This is a genomic window from Ruegeria sp. HKCCSP346 (assembly GCF_017872595.1).
In the GTDB taxonomy this organism is placed as follows: domain Bacteria; phylum Pseudomonadota; class Alphaproteobacteria; order Rhodobacterales; family Rhodobacteraceae; genus Ruegeria.
Genome location: NZ_JAEDOT010000002.1, coordinates 292,529 through 311,577 on the forward strand (window position 1 = coordinate 292,529; position 19,049 = coordinate 311,577).

General features: G+C 57.3%; 15 protein-coding genes. 10 read left to right on the forward strand and 5 right to left on the reverse strand.

From position 1 onward, the window contains the following. Window positions 1-110 precede the first annotated feature (110 nt). The 6 genes from I9185_RS09905 to I9185_RS09930 all read left to right on the forward strand — a co-directional run bounded on the left by I9185_RS09905 (window position 111) and on the right by I9185_RS09930 (window position 7,221). Window positions 111-1,040, forward strand: coding sequence for an AEC family transporter (locus tag I9185_RS09905; protein ID WP_210092949.1), 930 nt, complete (start codon window positions 111-113; stop codon window positions 1,038-1,040). A 103-nt stretch (window positions 1,041-1,143) separates the two neighbouring features. Next, window positions 1,144-1,977 (forward strand): S-formylglutathione hydrolase, encoded by an 834-nt coding sequence (gene fghA / locus I9185_RS09910; RefSeq protein WP_210092950.1) that lies wholly within the window; start codon window positions 1,144-1,146, stop codon window positions 1,975-1,977. Between the two features lie 3 nt (window positions 1,978-1,980). Continuing rightward, on the forward strand, window positions 1,981-3,438 hold the full coding sequence (sthA, locus tag I9185_RS09915; RefSeq protein WP_171230389.1) for a Si-specific NAD(P)(+) transhydrogenase: 1,458 nt from the start codon (window positions 1,981-1,983) through the stop codon (window positions 3,436-3,438). Further along, window positions 3,435-3,890 carry a YaiI/YqxD family protein gene (locus tag I9185_RS09920; RefSeq protein ID WP_171119171.1) on the forward strand — a complete coding sequence of 152 codons (456 nt, stop codon included), beginning with the start codon at window positions 3,435-3,437 and terminating at the stop codon, window positions 3,888-3,890. Before sthA ends, I9185_RS09920 begins: the two co-directional genes overlap by 4 nt. Window positions 3,891-4,011: 121 nt before the next feature. Then, a complete protein-coding gene (mtnA, locus tag I9185_RS09925) occupies window positions 4,012-5,106 on the forward strand; it encodes an S-methyl-5-thioribose-1-phosphate isomerase (protein ID WP_210092951.1) in 1,095 nt (364 codons plus the stop codon). A 75-nt stretch (window positions 5,107-5,181) separates the two neighbouring features. Then, on the forward strand, window positions 5,182-7,221 hold the full coding sequence (locus tag I9185_RS09930) for a bifunctional aldolase/short-chain dehydrogenase (RefSeq protein ID WP_210092952.1): 2,040 nt from the start codon (window positions 5,182-5,184) through the stop codon (window positions 7,219-7,221). A gap of 45 nt (window positions 7,222-7,266) precedes the next feature. On the opposite strand, the gene I9185_RS09935 is transcribed toward I9185_RS09930, so the two are convergent. Beyond that, window positions 7,267-8,502, reverse strand: a complete 1,236-nt coding sequence (locus tag I9185_RS09935; protein ID WP_210092953.1) for an MFS transporter — start codon at window positions 8,500-8,502, stop codon at window positions 7,267-7,269. A 148-nt stretch (window positions 8,503-8,650) separates the two neighbouring features. Between I9185_RS09935 and zapE the strand changes: the two genes are divergently transcribed. Then, window positions 8,651-9,718 carry a cell division protein ZapE gene (gene zapE / locus I9185_RS09940; protein ID WP_210092954.1) on the forward strand — a complete coding sequence of 356 codons (1,068 nt, stop codon included), beginning with the start codon at window positions 8,651-8,653 and terminating at the stop codon, window positions 9,716-9,718. Window positions 9,719-9,782: 64 nt separating this feature from the next. On the opposite strand, the gene I9185_RS09945 is transcribed toward zapE, so the two are convergent. The 4 genes from I9185_RS09945 to I9185_RS09960 are packed head-to-tail and all read right to left on the reverse strand — an operon-like array spanning window position 9,783 to window position 16,028. Continuing rightward, a complete protein-coding gene (locus tag I9185_RS09945; protein ID WP_171636209.1) occupies window positions 9,783-11,057 on the reverse strand; it encodes a folylpolyglutamate synthase/dihydrofolate synthase family protein in 1,275 nt (424 codons plus the stop codon). Then, window positions 11,054-11,983, reverse strand: a complete 930-nt coding sequence (gene accD, locus I9185_RS09950; protein ID WP_210092955.1) for an acetyl-CoA carboxylase, carboxyltransferase subunit beta — start codon at window positions 11,981-11,983, stop codon at window positions 11,054-11,056. Before accD ends, I9185_RS09945 begins: the two co-directional genes overlap by 4 nt. 60 nt (window positions 11,984-12,043) lie before the next feature. Then, window positions 12,044-12,928 (reverse strand): CPBP family intramembrane glutamic endopeptidase, encoded by an 885-nt coding sequence (locus I9185_RS09955; RefSeq protein WP_171723943.1) that lies wholly within the window; start codon window positions 12,926-12,928, stop codon window positions 12,044-12,046. Further along, window positions 12,921-16,028: an ABC transporter transmembrane domain-containing protein gene (locus I9185_RS09960; protein WP_210092956.1), complete on the reverse strand. Its 3,108-nt coding sequence runs from the start codon at window positions 16,026-16,028 to the stop codon at window positions 12,921-12,923. Before I9185_RS09960 ends, I9185_RS09955 begins: the two co-directional genes overlap by 8 nt. A 252-nt stretch (window positions 16,029-16,280) precedes the next feature. Here I9185_RS09960 and I9185_RS09965 point away from each other — a divergent pair, with 252 nt between their 5' ends. The 3 genes from I9185_RS09965 (at window position 16,281) to I9185_RS09975 (ending at window position 19,018) form a co-directional block, all read left to right on the forward strand. Further along, window positions 16,281-17,042 carry a DUF6478 family protein gene (locus I9185_RS09965; protein WP_210092957.1) on the forward strand — a complete coding sequence of 254 codons (762 nt, stop codon included), beginning with the start codon at window positions 16,281-16,283 and terminating at the stop codon, window positions 17,040-17,042. An 11-nt stretch (window positions 17,043-17,053) separates the two neighbouring features. After that, on the forward strand, window positions 17,054-17,413 hold the full coding sequence (locus tag I9185_RS09970; protein WP_171636217.1) for a hypothetical protein: 360 nt from the start codon (window positions 17,054-17,056) through the stop codon (window positions 17,411-17,413). A 78-nt stretch (window positions 17,414-17,491) separates the two neighbouring features. After that, on the forward strand, window positions 17,492-19,018 hold the full coding sequence (locus tag I9185_RS09975) for an MFS transporter (RefSeq protein WP_210092958.1): 1,527 nt from the start codon (window positions 17,492-17,494) through the stop codon (window positions 19,016-19,018). Window positions 19,019-19,049 lie beyond the last annotated feature (31 nt).

Consider the following 19,049-nt stretch of genomic DNA (forward strand, 5'->3'; position numbering starts at 1 on the left):
ACCGTTCGGTTTAGATACAACGATTCTCAAATATTCCAGCGAAGCGGAGGTTGCATTTGCTTTGATGTCGGGTACTTGCAGCGCGTTCAAACCGTGCTAGGACTGGGCCCATGGTCGAAATCTTTCTGCGCACCCTTCCGTTTTTCGCGATTATCGGCCTGGGCTTTTGGGCGGGGCGCACGCGTTTTTTCACGGCTGAAGCCACGGCATATCTGACCAAGTTCGTCTTTTTCTTTGCGCTGTCGGCGATGCTGTTTCGCTTTGCCGCCACCCTTCCCTTTGCCGAGATTTTCAATGCCCGGCTCATCCTTGGATATCTGCTGGGAACCATGACCGTTTACGTTCTGGCGTCGGCCATCGCTTGGCTGCGCGGGCTCGACATTCCGACCGCTGCGGTCGAGGCTCAGTGCGCGGCCATCGGCAATGTCGGGTTCCTCGGGCTGCCCATGCTTTCCCTTTTGTTCTCCGAGGCTGCGATCGGGCCCGTGATGCTGGTTCTGACCGTCGATCTGGTCGTGTTCTCTTCCCTTATCGTGATCCTGATCAATGGCGGCCGTGACGGCAAACTGACCCCGACCACCTTCAAGTTGATCGGAATGGGTTTGGTCCGCAATCCCATGATCGTATCCATCTCGGCCGGTCTCATCTGGTCCTCGCTGCAATTGCCTGTTCCTGAACCTCTTGGCGATTTTCTGATCATTCTCGGTGGTGCAGCGACTCCGGGTGCATTGTTCGCCATTGGCGCGTCATTGGCAGACAAGTCGGCTGAACGTGTCCAGATCGCGGCATGGTTGAGCTTCTGCAAACTGGCGATCCATCCGGCCTGCGTTGCGGTCGCTCTGTTATGGCTGATACCGATTGATACTTTTCCCGCAACTGTTGCCATCTCTGCCGCTGCTTTGCCCGTTGCGGGCAATGTTTACATGCTGGCCGCGCATTACGGCATTGCCCCGCATCGCGCGTCGGCGGCAATCCTTCTATCCACAATCGTCAGTATTCTCACCGTGCCGATGGTGATCGCCTGGGCGGGCACATTCTGACCTTCACCTTCTCGAAAAATACTCTCAACGAAGGCGCACAGACTTTACGCCGGGTCCGCGGATCGTTAGCCATGTTGCGACTCGAAAACAAGGACGGTGCCTGATGGAAACCCTTTCGGAAAATGCCTGTTTTGGCGGTGTGCAGGGCGTGTACCGCCACGCCTCTTCGTCGTGCAAGTGTGACATGACTTTTGGCCTGTTTCTTCCAGCCGAGGCCAAGGACGGCCCAGTCCCGGTTCTTTGGTATTTGTCGGGATTGACCTGCACCCATGAAAACGCGATGACCAAGGCCGGGGCTCAGGCGTGGGCCGCGGAACAAGGGATCGCCGTGGTGTTTCCGGATACCTCGCCGCGTGGTGACGGCGTCGCAGATCATGAAGATTATGATCTGGGTCAGGGCGCAGGGTTCTATGTGAACGCGACACAGGAACCCTGGGCGCCGCATTTCCAGATGTGGGACTATGTCGCCGAAGAGCTGCCCGCCCTGCTGTTCGAAAACTTCGCCATCGACAGCGAACGCCAGGCCATAACGGGCCATTCCATGGGGGGGCACGGCGCCCTGACGCTTGCCATGAACCTGCCCGGACGCTTCCGTTCGGTGTCAGCCTTTGCGCCGATCTCGAACCCGACCGGAGCGGATTGGGGACGCAAACAGCTGAGCGCCTACCTTGGTGACGACGAAACGCTTTGGGCAAAACACGATGCGTCCGTGTTGATGAAGAAAACCGGCTTTGACGGTCCGATCCTGATCGACACAGGTGCAAACGATCAGTTCATGGACCTTTTGCGCCCCGAAGCGTTGGCTCAAGCCATCGCCGAACGCCGCCAGCAAGCGACGTATCGCTTCCAGCCGGGTTACGATCATTCGTACTTCTTTGTGTCCACGTTTATGGAAGATCACGTCATCTTCCATGCCGAGGCACTGTACGGAGACTGAGGGATGAGCAACTACGATTATGACCTGATCATCATAGGGTCGGGGCCTTCTGGGCGTTCTGCGGCGATTCAGGCAGGCAAACTGAAACGGCGTGTGCTGGTCATCGACCGCAAAGACCGTTTTGGTGGCGTCTCTGTCCACACCGGCACGATTCCGTCCAAGACCCTGCGCGAAACGGTTCTGAACCTGTCGGGCTGGCGCGAGCGCAGCTTTTACGGGCGTTCATACCGGGTAAAGGATCAGATCCGAGCAGAAGACTTGAAAGCCCGCCTGCATATGACCCTCGACCATGAAGTCGACGTGTTGGAACATCAGTTCAACAGGAACCATGTCGAAACCCTGGACGGTCTGGCCAGATTTGTCGGGCCGCACGAAGTAGAGGTCGCAACCGATGCCGGGGAAACAACGCGTGTGACGGCCGCGAAGTTCCTGATTGCGACAGGCACGAAAACCTATCGCCCGGATTATGTCCCGTTCAACGGCAAGACGGTGGTGGATGGTGACGAATTTCTGGAAATGGCAGAGATTCCGCGCTCGCTGGTCGTTATCGGTGCCGGGGTCATTGGCGTGGAATATGCCACGATGTTTTCAGCCCTGGACGTGCGTGTGACGCTGATTGAACCCCGCGACACGTTTCTGGATTTCATCGACAGCCGGTTGATCCACGACTTTACCCATCAGATCCGGGAAAACGGTGTCGACCTGCGTTTGGGCTCGGCTGTCGAGAAGATTGAAGACGCCGGTGAACATGTGGAAGTGACCCTTGAAAACGGTCGCCACGTTCGCGCTGAAATGCTTCTGTTTGCGGCCGGACGCATGGGGGCGACGTCCAAACTCAATCTGGATGCCGTCGGGCTGGAGACGGACCACCGCAACCGGATCAAGGTAGACCGCAAGACATATCAAACGGCGGTTCCGCATATCTATGCCACGGGCGATGTGATCGGACATCCGTCGCTGGCATCAACCTCTTTGCAGCAGGGGCGCGTGGCTGCCTGTCACGCCCTTGAAACGCCCACGCTGCCGGAAAGCCCGTGGTACCCCTATGGCATCTATTCAGTGCCCGAAATATCAACCTGCGGAATGTCGGAAGAAGAATTGCAGGAGCGCAACATCCCCTACGAGGTCGGTGTCGCGCGATTCCGCGAGACGTCACGCGGGCATATCATGGGGCTGGAACACGGCATGTTGAAAATGCTGTTCTCGCTCAAGACCCGCAGGGTGCTGGGTGTCCAGATCGTTGGTGAAGGCGCGACGGAGTTGATCCATATTGCGCAGGCCGTGCTGAACCTGAAAGGTACGGTGGACTACTTCGTTCAGAACACGTTCAACTACCCGACACTTGCCGAAGCGTATAAAATCGCGGGCCTGGATGCGTTCAACCGCATGCCCATACCCGAGGAATTCAAGGTCAAAAAGAAACCGGTGGAGCCGGCAAAGAAAGAGGCAAAGAAGGCGTGACGACGCTGTATGTCGATGGCGATGCCTGTCCTGTAAAAGCCGAGGCCGAACGGGTCGCGACGCGGCACAAGGTGCCGATGGCGCTGGTGTCCAATGGCGGGCTTCGTCCATCGGCCAACCCGCTGGTGCAGGTCATTGTCGTTTCCGAAGGCGCGGATGAGGCCGACAAATGGATTGCCGAACGCTGTGGAGAAGGGGATGTCGTCATAACGTCCGACATCCCTTTGGCCGCAAAATGCGTTGAAGCAGGCGCACGCGTGCTGCGCCCCAATGGTGAAACCTTCACCGCGGCAAATATTGGCCAACAACTGGCAATGCGTGACTTGATGGCCGATCTGCGCGCGGCCAATCCGTTGGGAACCGGCGGCGGTGGGCGACCCTTCGGTAAAGCCGACCGCTCGCGGTTTCTGGACGCCTTGGAACGGGAAATACGTGCCGCCAGAAAGGGATGATCATTCCTTTTGCTAGATCAAATACTGACCCGAATTCCGAAACGCCCGTTTACAAGTACCTCATTAGAACGCACCCTGTGCTTGAATTCCGATCAGGCTTTTCGAATACGGAGACTGCGTTATGAAAGTACAAGGCACCCATTATCGGTCTATTTGGTGGGACAAACCGGCAGGCGTGGTTCGGATCATCGACCAAAGGTGGTTGCCGCATGATTTTCGGGTCGTAACCCTGAAAACGCTTGATGAATTTGCAGCTGCGATACGGGATATGTGGGTCAGGGGCGCACCTTTGATAGGCGCGACCGCTGCGTTTGGAATTGCCGAGCAGATGTCTCGGGACAGCTCAGAAGCCTCGTTTGACGCCGCGTATGACGTTTTACATGCAACCCGACCCACGGCAATCAACCTGCGCTGGGCATTGGACAGATGCCGAGAAGCGCTGATGCCGCTTGCTCCGGGTGACCGCGCCGAGCGCGCCTGGTCGCTGGCGCAGGAGATTGCAGACGAAGATGTCGAGATCAACGCCGCAATCGGCCGGCACGGGTTGGAACTGATCAAGGATATCGCGGCCCGAAAACCCGCCGGTGAGCCGGTTCGGTTGCTGACGCATTGCAATGCGGGATGGCTGGCGACTGTGGATTGGGGCACGGCCACAAGCCCGATGTATCACGCACATGACGCGGGCATCCCCTTGCACGTCTGGGTGGATGAAACCAGACCGCGCAACCAGGGCGCACTGACATCCTGGGAATTGGGCGAACATGACATTCCCCACCGCTACATGGTGGATAATGCTGGCGGTCATTTGATGCAGCACGGCCTGGTTGATTTGGTGATTACGGGCACGGACCGAACCACGGCCCAAGGTGATGTTTGCAACAAGATCGGGACCTATCTGAAGGCTTTGGCTGCGCGGGACAACGGTGTGCCATTTTATGTCGCCCTTCCCTCTCCTACGATTGACTGGACCGTTCGCGACGGTGTGGCCGAAATCCCGATCGAAGAACGTGATTCCAGGGAAGTCTCCCATGTCATGGGGGTTGATGGGCAGGGGAACATCTCGGATGTACGCGTGACGCCAGACGGCACGGAAGGTGGCAATCCTGCCTTTGATGTCACCCCAAACCGGCTGGTGACAGGGCTTATCACCGAGCGCGGCGTCAGCGAGGCGTCTGCTGACGGGCTTGCCCGGTTGTTTCCCGAACGGGCTGGTTAACACTTTGTTTAGCACAGTCTTGAATTGTGCAATCGCCCACGCGGATCATGCACCCGCTTAACTTGCTGAGAATGAATGATGATTGAAAACTGGTACAGGGCCGACGAGGCACGGAAATGGCGTGACCGGGCCGGAACAGACCCCGCAGATCAGGAACTGGGCGAACGTGTCTATACCTCGCGGCTGATCGGTCAGAACCCTGACCTCCTGATGCACGGGGGAGGCAACACGTCGGTCAAACTGGAACGCCCTGATCTGTTTGGCGATCCACAGCGCGTTCTGCATGTCAAGGGATCTGGGTGGGATCTGGACAGCATCGAGGCACCGGGCTTGCCGGGCGTGTGGCTAGATCCTTTGATGAAACTGCGCGCATTGGACCATCTGTCAGATGCACAGATGGTCAATGTTCAGCGCGCCAATCTGTTGGATTCAGGTTCTCCGAACCCCTCTGTAGAAACTCTGTTGCATGCATTTTTACCGCACAAATATGTGGATCACACGCATGCGACACCCTTTCTGGTGCTCGCCAATCTGCCAAATGCCGAGGACGTCTGCCGCGAGATTTTTGGCGACCGACTGGGCATTGTGCCCTACATCATGCCTGGCTTCGGGCTGGCCAAAAAGGCGGCCGAAGTATTTGACGAAAACCCGAATGTCGAAGGGCTTCTGCTGCTTCAGCACGGGCATTTCACCTTCGGCGCGAGAGCGCAGGAAAGTTATGACCGGATCGTGGCGCATACCAACGAGGTTGCTGCCTATTTCGGGATGAAGGACCTGACGACAATTGGCCGTCGCGATCCGGCTGAGAATCTTGAGGTATTGCCGATCCTGCGCGGGGTCATCGCCGAAGTGGCGGCCCAACGGGATGACCCGATGCCGATTTTTGACCTCCGCAACGGGCCGGATGTCATGCAGTTTTTCGATCGTCCGGATATTGATTCATTGGCCCAGCGGGGCATGGCGTCGCCGGATCACGTATTACGGACAAAAGGCTGCCCGCTTTTATTGCGCGCGTCGGATTTGTCTGGGGGGCGGTCTCGGATCAAGGCAAAGGTCGAAGAGTTTGCCAAAGACTATCGGGCGTATTTTGAACGGCAGGCGCCGCAGGCTGACGAACGCAAGAAACTGCTGCCTCAAGACCCCAAGCATGCGTGGATCGAGGGCGTGGGGATCCTGGGAATGGGCCCGAACGCAAAGGCTGCCTCGGCCGCGGCAGATCTTGCGGAACAAAACCTGCGGGTGCGATCAGTGGGCGAAGACGCGGGCGGTTTTTTTCCCATCAATGAAAAAGATCGCTTTGATTGTGAATACTGGTCCTTGGAACAGGCGAAGCTGGGCAAAAGCTCACCACCTCCGCTTCAGGGCAAGATTGTGATGGTGACCGGTGGTGCAGGGGCGATAGGTCTTGCAACCGCCAAGGCCTTTGCTGACGCCGGTGCAAATGTCGTTCTGGTGGACCGGGATGAACGGGCGTTGGCCAAGGCCAAATCGACCCTTGGCACATGGCATTCGACATATGCCTGCGACGTAACCGAGAGAGGCGCCGCAGATGCCGCGATTGCGGCGGCGATACACCGGTTTGGTGGGATCGATGTAATGGTATCGAATGCCGGGTCGGCGACTTCGGGCGCTTTGCTGGATCTTGGTGACGACGAATTCCGCGCGGCTTTTGAACTGAATTTCTTCGCGCATAAGGCATTTGCGACGCAGGCTGCCCGAGTGATGCAAGCTCAGGGCCGCGGCGGTCAGATCCTGTTCAATATCTCCAAACAGGCGATCAACCCGGGCCGGAACATGGGGGCCTATGGTACGCCAAAAGCCGCCACACTGTTCCTGTTGCGCCAGTTGACGCTTGAATTGGCCGAATATGGAATCCGTGTAAACGGGGTGAATGCAGATCGAATTCGGTCTGGCCTGCTGACGGATGGTTTCATTCAGGAACGCGCTGCCGCACGTGGCGTTTCCGAGGAGACCTATATGTCAGGCAACCTGCTGGGCCGCGAAGTCGAGGCGAAGCATGTCGCGAACGCCTTTGTTGCGCTGGCGCTGATGGAACGCACCACCGGTCATGTCGTGACGGTGGATGGCGGCAATACCGAGGCCGAACTTCGGTAACGCCTTTGCCCGATTGGTTCCCTGCCTGTGGCGTGTCGATGTGCCTCAGGCAGGAACTGCTGACCGGTTCTCGCGGATCGGCAGGTGGACTATGGCGCTGAAGGCACCGATCGCGACCCCGATCCACCAAACCATGTTGTAGTCGCCATACTGGTCATACATGCGTCCGCCAAGCCAGACGCCCAGGAAGCTGCCGATCTGGTGGCTCAAGAAGATAAAGCCATAGAGCGTTCCCATATAACGCAGACCGTATAGATGCGCGACGAGCCCCGAGGTCAGCGGCACGGTGGCCAGCCAAAGCGATCCCATCACCAGCGAGAACACGATGACCGTAATGGGTGTGATCGGGAACACGATGAACAAAGCCGCTGCAATCGTCCGGCCCGTATAAACCGCTGCCAGAAGGTATTTTTTCGGAAAGTGGTTGCCGGCCCAACCCGCCAGTAGCGTGCCGCCGATATTGGCCAGACCGATCAATGAAATCGACACCGCACCAAGTGCGGATGTAGAGGTGATCCCGATGGAATGCAGTACGCCTCCGGGCTGGATTGGTCCACACATCTCGGCCACGAAAGCCGGGAAATGCGCGGTGATGAAGCCCAGCTGGTATCCGCAGCTGAAAAAACCCAAAAATATCAGCGCATAGGAAGGGTCGCGGAACGCCTTTCCCAGAATCTCGCTCATGCTTTCTTGCATCTCTGCCTTCGAAACGGGCTGTGGTGCACGCATGAAGGGCAAGGTCAGCACAAGGGCAAGAATTGCCGCGGCAAACACGACAAAAACCTGCTGCCAGGGCAGGAAAGTCAGCAGCCATTCAGCGGTCGGCGCCCCCAGAACCTGCCCAAAGCTGCCCGCAGCAGTAACGATGGCCAGCGACATGGACCGGTTTTCATCGGTGGACGCGCGTCCGACAACCGCCAGAACCACGCCAAACCCGGTCCCGGCGATGCCGAAACCCACCAGCCACGCGTATATCTGATGCTCGAACGGTGTAACGGACCACGCCGTCAGCACCATGCCAGCCGCGTACGTGAGAGCGCCGAGGATGATGGCTCGGCGGTCGCCCACCTTTTCGGCAATCGCCGCAAAGATCGGCTGCCCGATGCCCCAGGCCAGGTTTTGAATTGCAATCGCCATCGAGAAATCGGTCCGCAGCCAGCCGAACTCATCGGCTATCGGAATCTGGAATACGCCGAACGACGCACGAACGGCGAAGCTCACCGTGATGATGATACATCCGACAATCAGAATCGGATTCAACAAGCGGGCGGATCGGGGCATGGAACCTCAGGCGTAACGTCCGAAGGACCGTATTACTTTTTGTGTAACCGTCAATTCAGCAGATTTGCGGTCACGGATAAACAAAATTGATGTGTCGCCAAAAATGGCTTCTTTTCAACGGCCGAGACGACGGGTAAGGCTCGGATTCATGACGGATCTTATTTCGCTTTACGAGGCCCGCATCGCGGACGGAACGCTGACACGCGACGACGCGCAAGAGGCCGTTCTGCCCCAATTCGAACGCATCCGGGCGGCGCTGTCCAAGCCGGCCAAACGCGGGCTCTTCCGCAAGGCGCCTCCGCCACCCAAAGGGTTGTACCTGTGGGGCGGTGTCGGGCGTGGGAAATCAATGCTGATGGACATGTTCGTCGATACGCTGGGCAATATCCCGGCACGACGCGTGCATTTTCACGCTTTCATGCAGGAAATTCACGCTGGAATGCACAAGGCCCGGCAACAGAATGTCGAGGATGCCCTGGCACCGGTGGCGAAAGAGGTGGTCAATTCAGTTCGCTTACTCGCGTTTGACGAAATGCAGATCACCGACATTACGGACGCAATGATTGTCGGGCGGCTGTTTGACTTGTTGCACGAAGGCGGCGTGGTCGTGGTTACCACGTCGAACAGGCATCCCGACGATCTGTACAAGAATGGGCTGAACCGGCAGCTGTTCCTGCCGTTCATCGCGCATATCAAAGAGCAGTTGCAGGTGTGGGAATTGGTGTCGCCGACGGACTATCGGCAGAACCGGTTGGAGGGTGCCCCGGTCTATTTCACTCCGATTGGCCCAGAAGCCCGGCAGAAGATCAGAGAGGTCTGGACAGATCTTGCCGGTGGACCCGCTGATCCGCTTGTGCTGCACGTCAAAGGCCGGGCCGTTGAATTGCCCGCCTTTCGCAACGGGGTCGCGCGGGCTTCATTCTATGATCTGTGTGGCCGCATGCTTGGGCCGGGTGATTATCTGGCGATCGCCGAAGAGGTAAAAGTGCTCGTGCTTGAGGACATCCCACGCCTGTCGCGCAACAATTTCAACGAGGCCAAACGTTTTGTCACCCTGATTGATGCGCTTTACGAAGCCAGGGTGCGTTTGATCTGCTCGGCTGCAGCGGAACCCGAGATGCTGTATGTCGAAGGCGAAGGAACCTTCGAATTTGAACGCACGGCATCACGCCTGCGTGAAATGCAGGATCAGGATTGGGGGCGACAGGGACACTGATCCGCCCGTATCGCCCGCGCCCCATCCAAGACAGTGTCAGCCAGATCATGAGGTTGGCACGCGCCTACGCGTTTTCTTGCAGAATTTTCCCAGCCAGATAGAGCGAGCCGCAGATCAGAACCCGCGCCTGCGGGTCATTGTCCGCAATCACTTTCAATGCGTCCGCCACGCTGTCGGCGGTGGATGCGGGAAGGTTGACCCTGGCCGCAGCCGCAGCGGTTTCTTCCGCGCTGAGCGTTGCGGTCTCACCCGGAATGGACACGGCTGTCAGACTTGTCGCTTTCTCTGCCAGAGGTGCAAGATACCCTGTCACATCCTTGGTGTTGAGCATGCCGCAGATCATGTGCGTGGGTTTTTGCGGCAGGTTCGTCAGTACATCCGCCAACGCGATTCCGGCGGCGGCGTTGTGACCACCATCCAGCCAAATCTCGGCATGCGGCGCCTGATCGACAAGCGGGCCGGATTTCAGACGCTGCATTCGCGCCGGCCATTCGGCCTTGGTCACGGCAGCTTCGTATGCGTCGTCGCCCATGTTCAGATGGCGCAGAACAGCCAACGCTGCGCCCGCATTCTGAATCTGATGTGCGCCCAGAAGGTTGGGCAGAGGCACATCCCGCAAACCGGTTTCGTCCTGATAGATCAGACGCCCGTTTTCTTCCTGCACGTGCCAGTGCTGACCATGAACCAACAAAGGCGCACCCAAGCGGGCGGCCGTGTATTCGATGACCTCAAGCGCTTCGTCCTGTTGTGGGCCGACAATGCACGGAACGCCGGGCTTGATGATGCCCGCCTTCTCCGCCGCGATCTTGCCCAAAGTATCACCCAGGAACTGTTCATGGTCGATGGATACGGGGGTAATAACCGTGACGGCCGGGTTTTCGATCACGTTTGTGGCGTCCAGGCGCCCGCCCAGCCCGACCTCGAGCAATGTGAAATCTGCCTTGGCGCGGGAAAAGGCCAACAGGGCGGCGCATGTTGTGATCTCGAAATAAGTGATGTTTTCGCCACCATTCGCAGCGTAGCATTCATCCAGAACCGCCGTCAGTTCTGGCTCCGAGATCAGCTCTCCGGCCAATCGAATACGTTCATGAAAACGGGCCAGATGCGGCGAGGTATAGGCGTGTACCGAGCGCCCTGCTCTTTCCAGACCCGCTCTGATCATCGCCTGAGTCGAGCCTTTGCCGTTGGTCCCGGCAATATGAATGACCGGCGGCAATTTCAACTGCGGATTGTCCAATGCCGCCAGCAGACGCCAGACACGGTCCAAGGTCAGATCAATGATCTTGGGGTGCAGCGCCATCATCCGGTCGAGGATGGCGTCGGACGTCCTGGCCGTCATTTCTGATCTGTCTCTTCGGCGGGGAGTTCTGTTGCGTCGGTTGGTTCCGGTGCCGGCAGATCGCCCATGATCGCCGGCGGCAGATTCATCAGCATCCGCGTGATGGTAATCAGTTCATCGCGCATTTCGGTACGTCTGGTGACACGGTCCAGCATCCCGTGATCCAGCAGGTATTCGGCGCGTTGAAAGCCTTCGGGCAGTTTTTCGCGGATCGTCTGCTCGATCACGCGAGGCCCGGCAAAGCAGATCAGCGCGTTGGGTTCCGAGATATGGACATCGCCCAGCATCGCATAAGACGCAGTAACGCCACCGGTTGTCGGATGAGTCAGTACCACGATATACGGCAGGTTGGCTTCCTTCAGCATCTCGACTGCCACGGTGGTGCGCGGCATCTGCATCAGGCTGAGGATACCTTCCTGCATACGGGCGCCACCGGCTGCCGAGAACAGGATCAGCGGCCGTTTGAGTTTTACCGCCTCCTGCGCGGCGGCGATGATCGCGTTGCCGACATACATGCCCATCGATCCGCCCATGAACGAAAAGTCCTGCGCGGCGGCCACAATGGGGGTGCGGCCAATTTCACCCAAGGCAACCAGCATGGCTTCCTTTTCGCCGGTCTTCTTCTGCGCTGCTTTCATGCGGTCGGGGTATTTCTTCTGATCGCGGAATTGCAACGGGTCGTCTTTTGGCGCGGGCACTTCAAGTTCGGTAAAGATGCCGCCGTCAAACAAGTGCTTGAACCGCTCACGCGGTGTGATCGCCATGTGGTGGTCGCACTGTGTGCAGACATTCTGGTTTTCCGCCACCTCGCGATGGAACAGCATCGTTCCGCATTCGTCGCATTTGTGCCAGAGGTTTTCAGGCACTTCGCGGCGTGAGAAGATCGAGTTGATCCGGGGGCGGACGTAGTTTGTGATCCAGTTCATGTCGGAACCTTGGCTTGTGCGGTGTTGACGTCAAATAGGACGCCACGGAAGGAATTGCAATCAACGCCTGAGCGCAAGTCGCGCGGCCAGCCAGCAAACGAACATCACGGCAAGGTCCACCAGAAGCCAGGGACGAAGCTGTTCGGCATCAGATGCATCAAACGGAAGGGTGAACAGCGCCAGCCCGTTCAGGTTGTCGGGCAACGAGATGAACAGCAACGCAATGATGTTGTTGAAAAAATGCAAGGCGATAGCTGGCCCCAATGTTCCCGCCCGTGCCGTCAGGTCCGATGTCAGCAGACCGAAAACGCAAGCCCACAGCGCAATCAGCAACGCGTTGTCGCCAGCCATGTCCGGTGTGTAATGTCCAATTGCAAACAGGATCGATGGTACCCCCATCCAGATGACAGGCGATTGGAATCTGGCTGCCAGGGTTTGCTGAATATAGCCTCTGAACAACAGCTCTTCGGCGCTGGTCTGCACCAGAACAACCAAGGCCGAAACCGGCAAAAGAAGAAGCCAGGTTGACAATGGCAGGTTCTGCGACAGAGATCCGCCAAAGCCATAAGGCGGCAGCAGGAACCCGACAACGCCCAAAATAAGAAGTGCTTTCAACACTTTAAGGAATTGGCCCGCAGCCAATCGGTACCCGCCCACGATGGACACCAAAGACCTGTGCTGAACCTGCCGCGCGGCGACGGCCACGCCCAGAATGATGAATCCGAAACTGGCCAACAGCAACAGCAGCGCGAGGGGTGAACCGCCCAACAGAAGCGTCTGCGCCCAGTTTTCCGGACCCATCCCGGCAACCACGGTAAAAAATACCATGTTCAGAACGCTGACCAGCACGGCAACCAGCAAGAGCCCCAGCAACAGGCGCCAGATTTCCGGTTTGCCGCGCGCGGTTTCGACCAGATGGTCATGAGCGGAATATGCTTTAGGCATTTTCACCCGTGCTTTCCTGAATCGCCTGATCCGTAATCGTCGGGAGCAGCTCCTCGGGGTTCTGCGCCGCATTGATTCTTGTGGACAACGTAGTCAGATATCCCGCAACAGTCTGTAGCAATTGCGTAGCAACCGAAGCGTCGCTTTCGACCACGGCACGCAGTTCCTCGGCGCCGATACGCAGGAACCTGCAATCTTCGGTGGCGACCAGATCCAGTTGTCTGGGCTCTCCTGTTATGATCGAGAGATCACCGATCAGCCGCCCGGGTTCGATGATCGAGATCGGACGTTTTTTTCCATCATCCGTGGGCCAGTCCAGCCTGGCCTGCCCTGAGACGCACAGATACGCCGCGTCGGGCGCCTGACCACGCGAGAAAATGACTTGCCCCGCTGCTGCTTCGTACCATTGCGCTGAGAACGCCAACAGCCGCTGGTTGCGGCCATCCACGCCGGAAAACAACTCGGTCGCCGAAATGATTTCGAGCTTGCGGCTCAGATCGTCCGACGTGCTGTCTTCTTGCGGGGATCTGGATCGTGACACACCATCGATACGGCCATCCTTGATTTCCACAAACAGATCATACGCTTCGGGATGTGCAAAGTGATCTTCCATAAAGATCATAATGGAATCCGGCAACAATTCCCGCAGTTTCAGGCGGGTGCGCAACCGGCTTTCGGAATCGTGACTTGCCAGGGCCCTGTCCAGAATCAGGACGTCAGGCCGTTTGATACCCGCGCGTGAGAATGCGGCACGCTCCTGAAAGACGGTCGGCAGATTGTTCCCGCCCAGGCCTGCTGGCAGATCGTAGATGATGGCAGCTGCACGGCGTCGCAGGCCGGCTTCGTTCATGGCTTCGGCCACAACGTCTTCTATTTCGTCCGCGTGTGCACCGGCCATCAACGAAACCCGGCCGTAGATCGCATTTTCCATCGCGGTCAGACGTGGCACATAGATGTCCGGCGCAACTGACATGAACATGCCGCCCATCGCGTCCAGCAGCCGCTTGGCCTGACTTTTGCGGATGGCAAGAATCTTTTCCTTGTATTCTTCCGGGAAGTTTGGGCCGATCTGCTCGGCCGTCAACAGGAACGGTACCGTCAATAGCAATGCGCGCTCCTGGTCGCTCACGGCCATATCACCCTTGGCTTTGCGCCGTTCTTCGATATCCAGCAATTTGTGATACATGTCCTTGGACATGCCGAGCCTCAGGAAAAGCGGGTGATCCGCCCCGTCCCGCCCGAAGGTCTTGCTGAGCGTGTCCATGACGGCCTGAGAAATGCTGATCACGTCGTCAACCAGATCATGGGCGCTGAGCATCTGAACGAACCGTTCGTCACCCGCCAGTATATCCGGAGAAATGTCCTTGGATGGCGCCGCGAACAACAAGTTTCCGCCCAGCGGAACTGCCGGGTTAAAGCGATCAGGGTCGAAACGGTACACATATCGATCAAGCCCCTTTTCTGCCAAGCGCTCGGCGATGGTCCCTCGTAAATTGACAACTTCCTGTGCCAGGACCGGGTGAATTTCCGGGTCGAACTGCGTACGCAAAGTGCGGCGGAACATGAACTCGTCGATGCCCATCGCTTCCACCAGCTGGAACCACCAGTCACGTATGTCGTCGATATCGTCAAGACCGGCGAGACCCGGGTCAATCCATTCATCGTCCAGAGAATCCGGTGAATTGCCTGCACGAACAGCTTCGATCTGCCACCGCGTCGGGGCCTTGAGCATATCTGCTTGATGTCGTGGATGCGTGCGCAAAGGCATCATGAGGTTGTCGCCCAATGTGCCGTCAAACAGGTAAGGGCGCGAATAGGCATAGCCGATCCGGGCCGCGATGACGGCCTGATGCAGACCCCGCAGATTATGCCCCGCTATTATCACCTCACCCTGAGCCGGCAACACCTCACGAGTCAAAAGCTGTCCCAACGCACTGCGTTCCGACGCCTGTCCAGACTGAATTGCGACGCGCGCGCCACGCGGAATGGTCAGATCAAGATCTTCGAGAACGGTTTTCCCATCGCTGTCGCGAACCGTCACATTTCGCAGCTCGATGTCGCCAGTCAGACGCGGGATGGTTTCAGGTTCTCCCTCGAACAGCTCTTCCGGTATCATGTTGCTCGGCGCAAATCTCTCGGTGACGATTTCCCACCGCAAAGACATGTCCTGTACCTGATTGTAATAGGTCAGCAGATCCTTCCATGGGCCGCTCAGATCCTTGTAGGCGCCCAACGCGGCAACCAGCGCACCTACGGTCACCTCACCGGTAATCGCCAGATATCCTCCCACTGAATAAAACAGGAAGGGTGTCATCTGAGTTATCAGGTTGTTGAGGAACTTCATGAAGAATTTTTTGTTGTAGATCTTGAAACGGATCTCGAACAGTTTCCCTAGCCGATGGCTGAATTGCGCAAGGCGATAGCGCCACCCTCCGTTGGTACGCAGATCGCTGATACCTGCCGCAGTTTCGCCGATCTCCGAGCTCAGACGTCGGACTTCCTGAATGCGGTCCTTGTTTAGAAGGTTGATCTGCCGCTGAAGCTTGGGGATCAGCCAGGCCTGAAGCGGGATCAGCGCGATACTGGCAAGTCCGAACCAAACGCTTTGCATGAACAGGAAGGTGACGATCGTCATCATCTGGCCGAACTGGAAAACCGGCTGCGCGATGGCATCCCCCATCAGGCCACCCATCGGTTCGGCCTCGGACGTGATCATCGATACTAGCTCACCCTGGCTGGTGGTCGCAAAATAGGATTTCGGAAACCGCATCGACCGTTGAAACAACGTATAGCGCAGGCGCCGCAGCATGCGCTCGGCAAGGACGCCCTTCATCGTGTTGATGCGCATCTTCATGACACCGCTCACGATCACCGTCGCCAGGAACGCAACACACAGTATCATTAGATACTGAACCTGCGTCACGGTGAAGTTCCAGATGGTTACCGTGTCACCCGGCGCGCCGATTGCGTCGTTGATGATCTGTTTGGGAAGTTCCAGCGAGGCGTAAAGAAACGGGAACGACAGGACCGTCAGCAGAAGTAGAACAAGTTGCTGTTTCTTCGAATATTTCCAAATGAAGGCAAATAAAGTGGACTCCATAACCTGGCCTTGTCATGCGCTAAACTGTTGTGTGGCTGTTCTTGGGATGACCCACTTTGCAGGAGCCAAACGGTAAGCACTGACCCGGTACATTGCAAGAATAGACCGGTTCAGTTTCAGCATGTTGCGCCTATCCAAATTGTGGTCAGACCCCAACAGGGAAACACAAGGCTTCAATAGCAATTCCGTTATTACGGTTTTGTTCATGCCGTTGTCCTTGACTAAGGCCGGGCATTATCGGACGACGTGGCCATGGGCAGGATTCTGGATCGCTATATTAATCGCAAGACTCTGGGGCGCTGGCGTCGGGCCGCGCATCAGGCGCCGTATGCCAGCCAGGCAGATTTGCGCTTGCAACGGGATCAGGCCCGCAGTTTGCGCAGGCATCTTGATCATTTAATTCAGCAGGCAGACAGTCGCTTGATCCGGCCGACGATTGGGTCCACACAGTTTCCCAAACCCGTCGGAACAGACTGGAGCTGCCGTCCCGACCTATGGCGTGCGCCCCTCACGCAACCGGGTGTGGCTTCGGCACCGCGAAAGACCGTCCTGGACAGTCAGGTCAGCGTGTTCCACGATTGCCCGTTTTCTGAAATTGCCGTGCGGCAAGTCCGAAACAGAGAGGACAGAGATTTGGCTCCGTTCAGTCTCGTGATCGAGGCTTTCAGCTTTGGGGGGTCCTTCCTGTCCGTTTCGGTTGAATTGCCTGAGGACGCTGCAATTCACCTGACGCGCGAGCATCTTGTGAGGCTGGAAACCCTGATCGAGTGTGAAAAGCCATCGGGCGTTTTCGCGCGCCTCAACATTCAGCACGGGCCCAATATGGAACAGGTGTTGCGACGCCTTGATCCCGGCGAGGTATCAAAGGCCGTGGATTTTGATCTGGCGCATCTCCCCCTGAATGAGCGCAGGATCGAAAAAATCTGGCTGGATTTGATTTTTGAAACGCCCGAGATGAATCGCATGGTGGTGCGGGATCTTACGTTTTGCCGTTTTCATCGCGCCGATTTGTGAGAAGATCAGTCATGACGCAGACCAAGCTAACCTTCATACGGTTCGAAAACGGAATCTGGCAAGGTCACATTCAAGCCAGCAGTACGCCTAACCCCGAGGTAAGCTATCAGGGCGAAACCCTGAGCAATGTTGACCTGTCGCCCGCAGCAGACGGATGGGACTTGCGCATACAGGTGCCTGTTGCAGCCCTATCCGAAGGCGTGCACACGTTCGTCGTTGCAGATGCAGCCACAACCGAGAAACTGGGAAGCTTCACGGTGATTGCCGGTGAGCCCGCCGCAGATGACCTAAGGGCCGAAATTGATTTGCTGCGGGCTGAACTGGATATGCTGAAACGCGCTTTCCGCCGGATCTGCCGCGACGACCCCTGATCCGTTCCGGCTGGTTTTCCTGTCAATCTTTCAAAATTCGTGCATCATTGGCGTTTTCAGAACGGATCGCGCCTTATCATGGATCGCAGCAGCATAGTCAAAGTCATTGCTTTGATGGTTACCGGATTTGGTATCGGTATTGATTTTACCGGCGCCCTGATGCTGGTGCCTGCGATCGAAAGCAGCTTTGACGCCGATATTACCAGCACCCAATGGGTTCTGAACATCTATGCCTTGTTTTTCGCCATGACCATGGTCGCAGGCGGGCGGCTTGGCGACATGTATGGCCACCGCAGAATGGTGCTTTTTGGCCTGTCGATCTTTCTGTTTTCCTCGGTCATGTGCTTCGTTTCGCCCAGTCTTGATTTTCTTGTCATTGCGCGTGCGCTGCAAGGCATCGGCGCGGGTTGTGTATGGCCCTGCACGCTGGCCTTCGGGGCAACCAAAGTATCAAAGCCAGAACATCGAGCCTTGGTGATGGGGTTAATTCTGGCAGGTGTGACCACCGGAAACGTGTTTGGTCCGATGATCAGCGGATTGGCCGTGAACTTGGGAGAGTGGCGCTACTTTTTCCTCGCCAATGTGGTCTTTTCCTGCATTTCGATGGCCACCGCGCTGATCCTGATGGAGCGCGAAGCACAGCACAAACCGGATGAACACCTCGACCTCGCCGGGATGGGTGTGTTGTCTTTTGCCGTTTTGCTGCTGCTTTACGGTTTGGATGTGGGCGCGGACTGGGGGTGGACGTCCGTCCCGTTGTTGATGCTGTTTTTCACCAGCGCTGCGCTTTTCATTCTGTTCCCCAAAGTCGAGAAACGCGTGACAGAGCCACTGCTTTTGCCGCAGATGATGCAAAACCGCGAGTTTCGCATCACCCTTGGCCTGAACATGTTCAACGTGTCCGCGGCATTTGTGGGGCTGCTGTATTTTCCCCAATACATGCAAAAGGTGCTGGGCTGGTCGACGTTTGAATCGGCACTGGGCTTGGCGCCGCTGACCGTGTTGCTTGCCGTGGGATCAATTGTTTCGGGTACGCTTTACAATGATTTCGGCCCCAAGCGGCTGCTGTTTTGGGGATATCTGATCGCAACGATCGGCGCTGCGACCATTGTCGTGCTGCCCGGTGATCTGGGGTACTTTCGCATCCTGCCCGGCATGGCGATGATCGGGCTGGGCGCAACTTTGACGGTTGGGCCGTCAGGCACTGCTGCAATGTGCGCCGTAAAGCCGGAACGGGCTGGGCTGGTTGGCGGCCTGAGTTTCATGACCCACCTGGTTTACGGCGCAATCTCTGTCGCCTGTGCCACGGCCATCATGTACGTCGTCAGCCTGTCTGAGCTTCGCCAGTATGTGGCCGCTTCGGGCATCAAGTTGACCGAAGCAGAGCTTCGCACGATCAATGGCGGAACACTTGATACGCCGTCCGCCCACGCGGTAATAAGCCGGTTGTCATCCAGCGAGGCAAAGACGGCTCAACGGGCATTGTCGGCGGCGTTTGACAGCGGGATGAGTATGGCTTTCGTCTTTTCGGCCTTGTCCGTCTCGGTCGGTCTCGTTCTGGCGCTGCTTCTTGACGAAAAGAAACTGCACCGGATCGAAAGCTGAAGTCGGGAGCCAAGGGCTGCGACACCCGCAG

Coding starts and splice junctions, on each gene's coding strand:
- I9185_RS09905 (WP_210092949.1), top strand. CDS start 111: ATGGTCGAAATCTTTCTGCGCACCCTTCCGTTTTTCGCGATTATCGGC.
- fghA (WP_210092950.1), top strand. CDS start 1,144: ATGGAAACCCTTTCGGAAAATGCCTGTTTTGGCGGTGTGCAGGGCGTG.
- sthA (WP_171230389.1), top strand. CDS start 1,981: ATGAGCAACTACGATTATGACCTGATCATCATAGGGTCGGGGCCTTCT.
- mtnA (WP_210092951.1), top strand. CDS start 4,012: ATGAAAGTACAAGGCACCCATTATCGGTCTATTTGGTGGGACAAACCG.
- I9185_RS09930 (WP_210092952.1), top strand. CDS start 5,182: ATGATGATTGAAAACTGGTACAGGGCCGACGAGGCACGGAAATGGCGT.
- I9185_RS09935 (WP_210092953.1), bottom strand. CDS start 8,502: ATGCCCCGATCCGCCCGCTTGTTGAATCCGATTCTGATTGTCGGATGT.
- zapE (WP_210092954.1), top strand. CDS start 8,651: ATGACGGATCTTATTTCGCTTTACGAGGCCCGCATCGCGGACGGAACG.
- I9185_RS09945 (WP_171636209.1), bottom strand. CDS start 11,057: ATGACGGCCAGGACGTCCGACGCCATCCTCGACCGGATGATGGCGCTG.
- accD (WP_210092955.1), bottom strand. CDS start 11,983: ATGAACTGGATCACAAACTACGTCCGCCCCCGGATCAACTCGATCTTC.
- I9185_RS09955 (WP_171723943.1), bottom strand. CDS start 12,928: ATGCCTAAAGCATATTCCGCTCATGACCATCTGGTCGAAACCGCGCGC.
- I9185_RS09960 (WP_210092956.1), bottom strand. CDS start 16,028: ATGGAGTCCACTTTATTTGCCTTCATTTGGAAATATTCGAAGAAACAG.
- I9185_RS09965 (WP_210092957.1), top strand. CDS start 16,281: ATGGGCAGGATTCTGGATCGCTATATTAATCGCAAGACTCTGGGGCGC.
- I9185_RS09970 (WP_171636217.1), top strand. CDS start 17,054: ATGACGCAGACCAAGCTAACCTTCATACGGTTCGAAAACGGAATCTGG.
- I9185_RS09975 (WP_210092958.1), top strand. CDS start 17,492: ATGGATCGCAGCAGCATAGTCAAAGTCATTGCTTTGATGGTTACCGGA.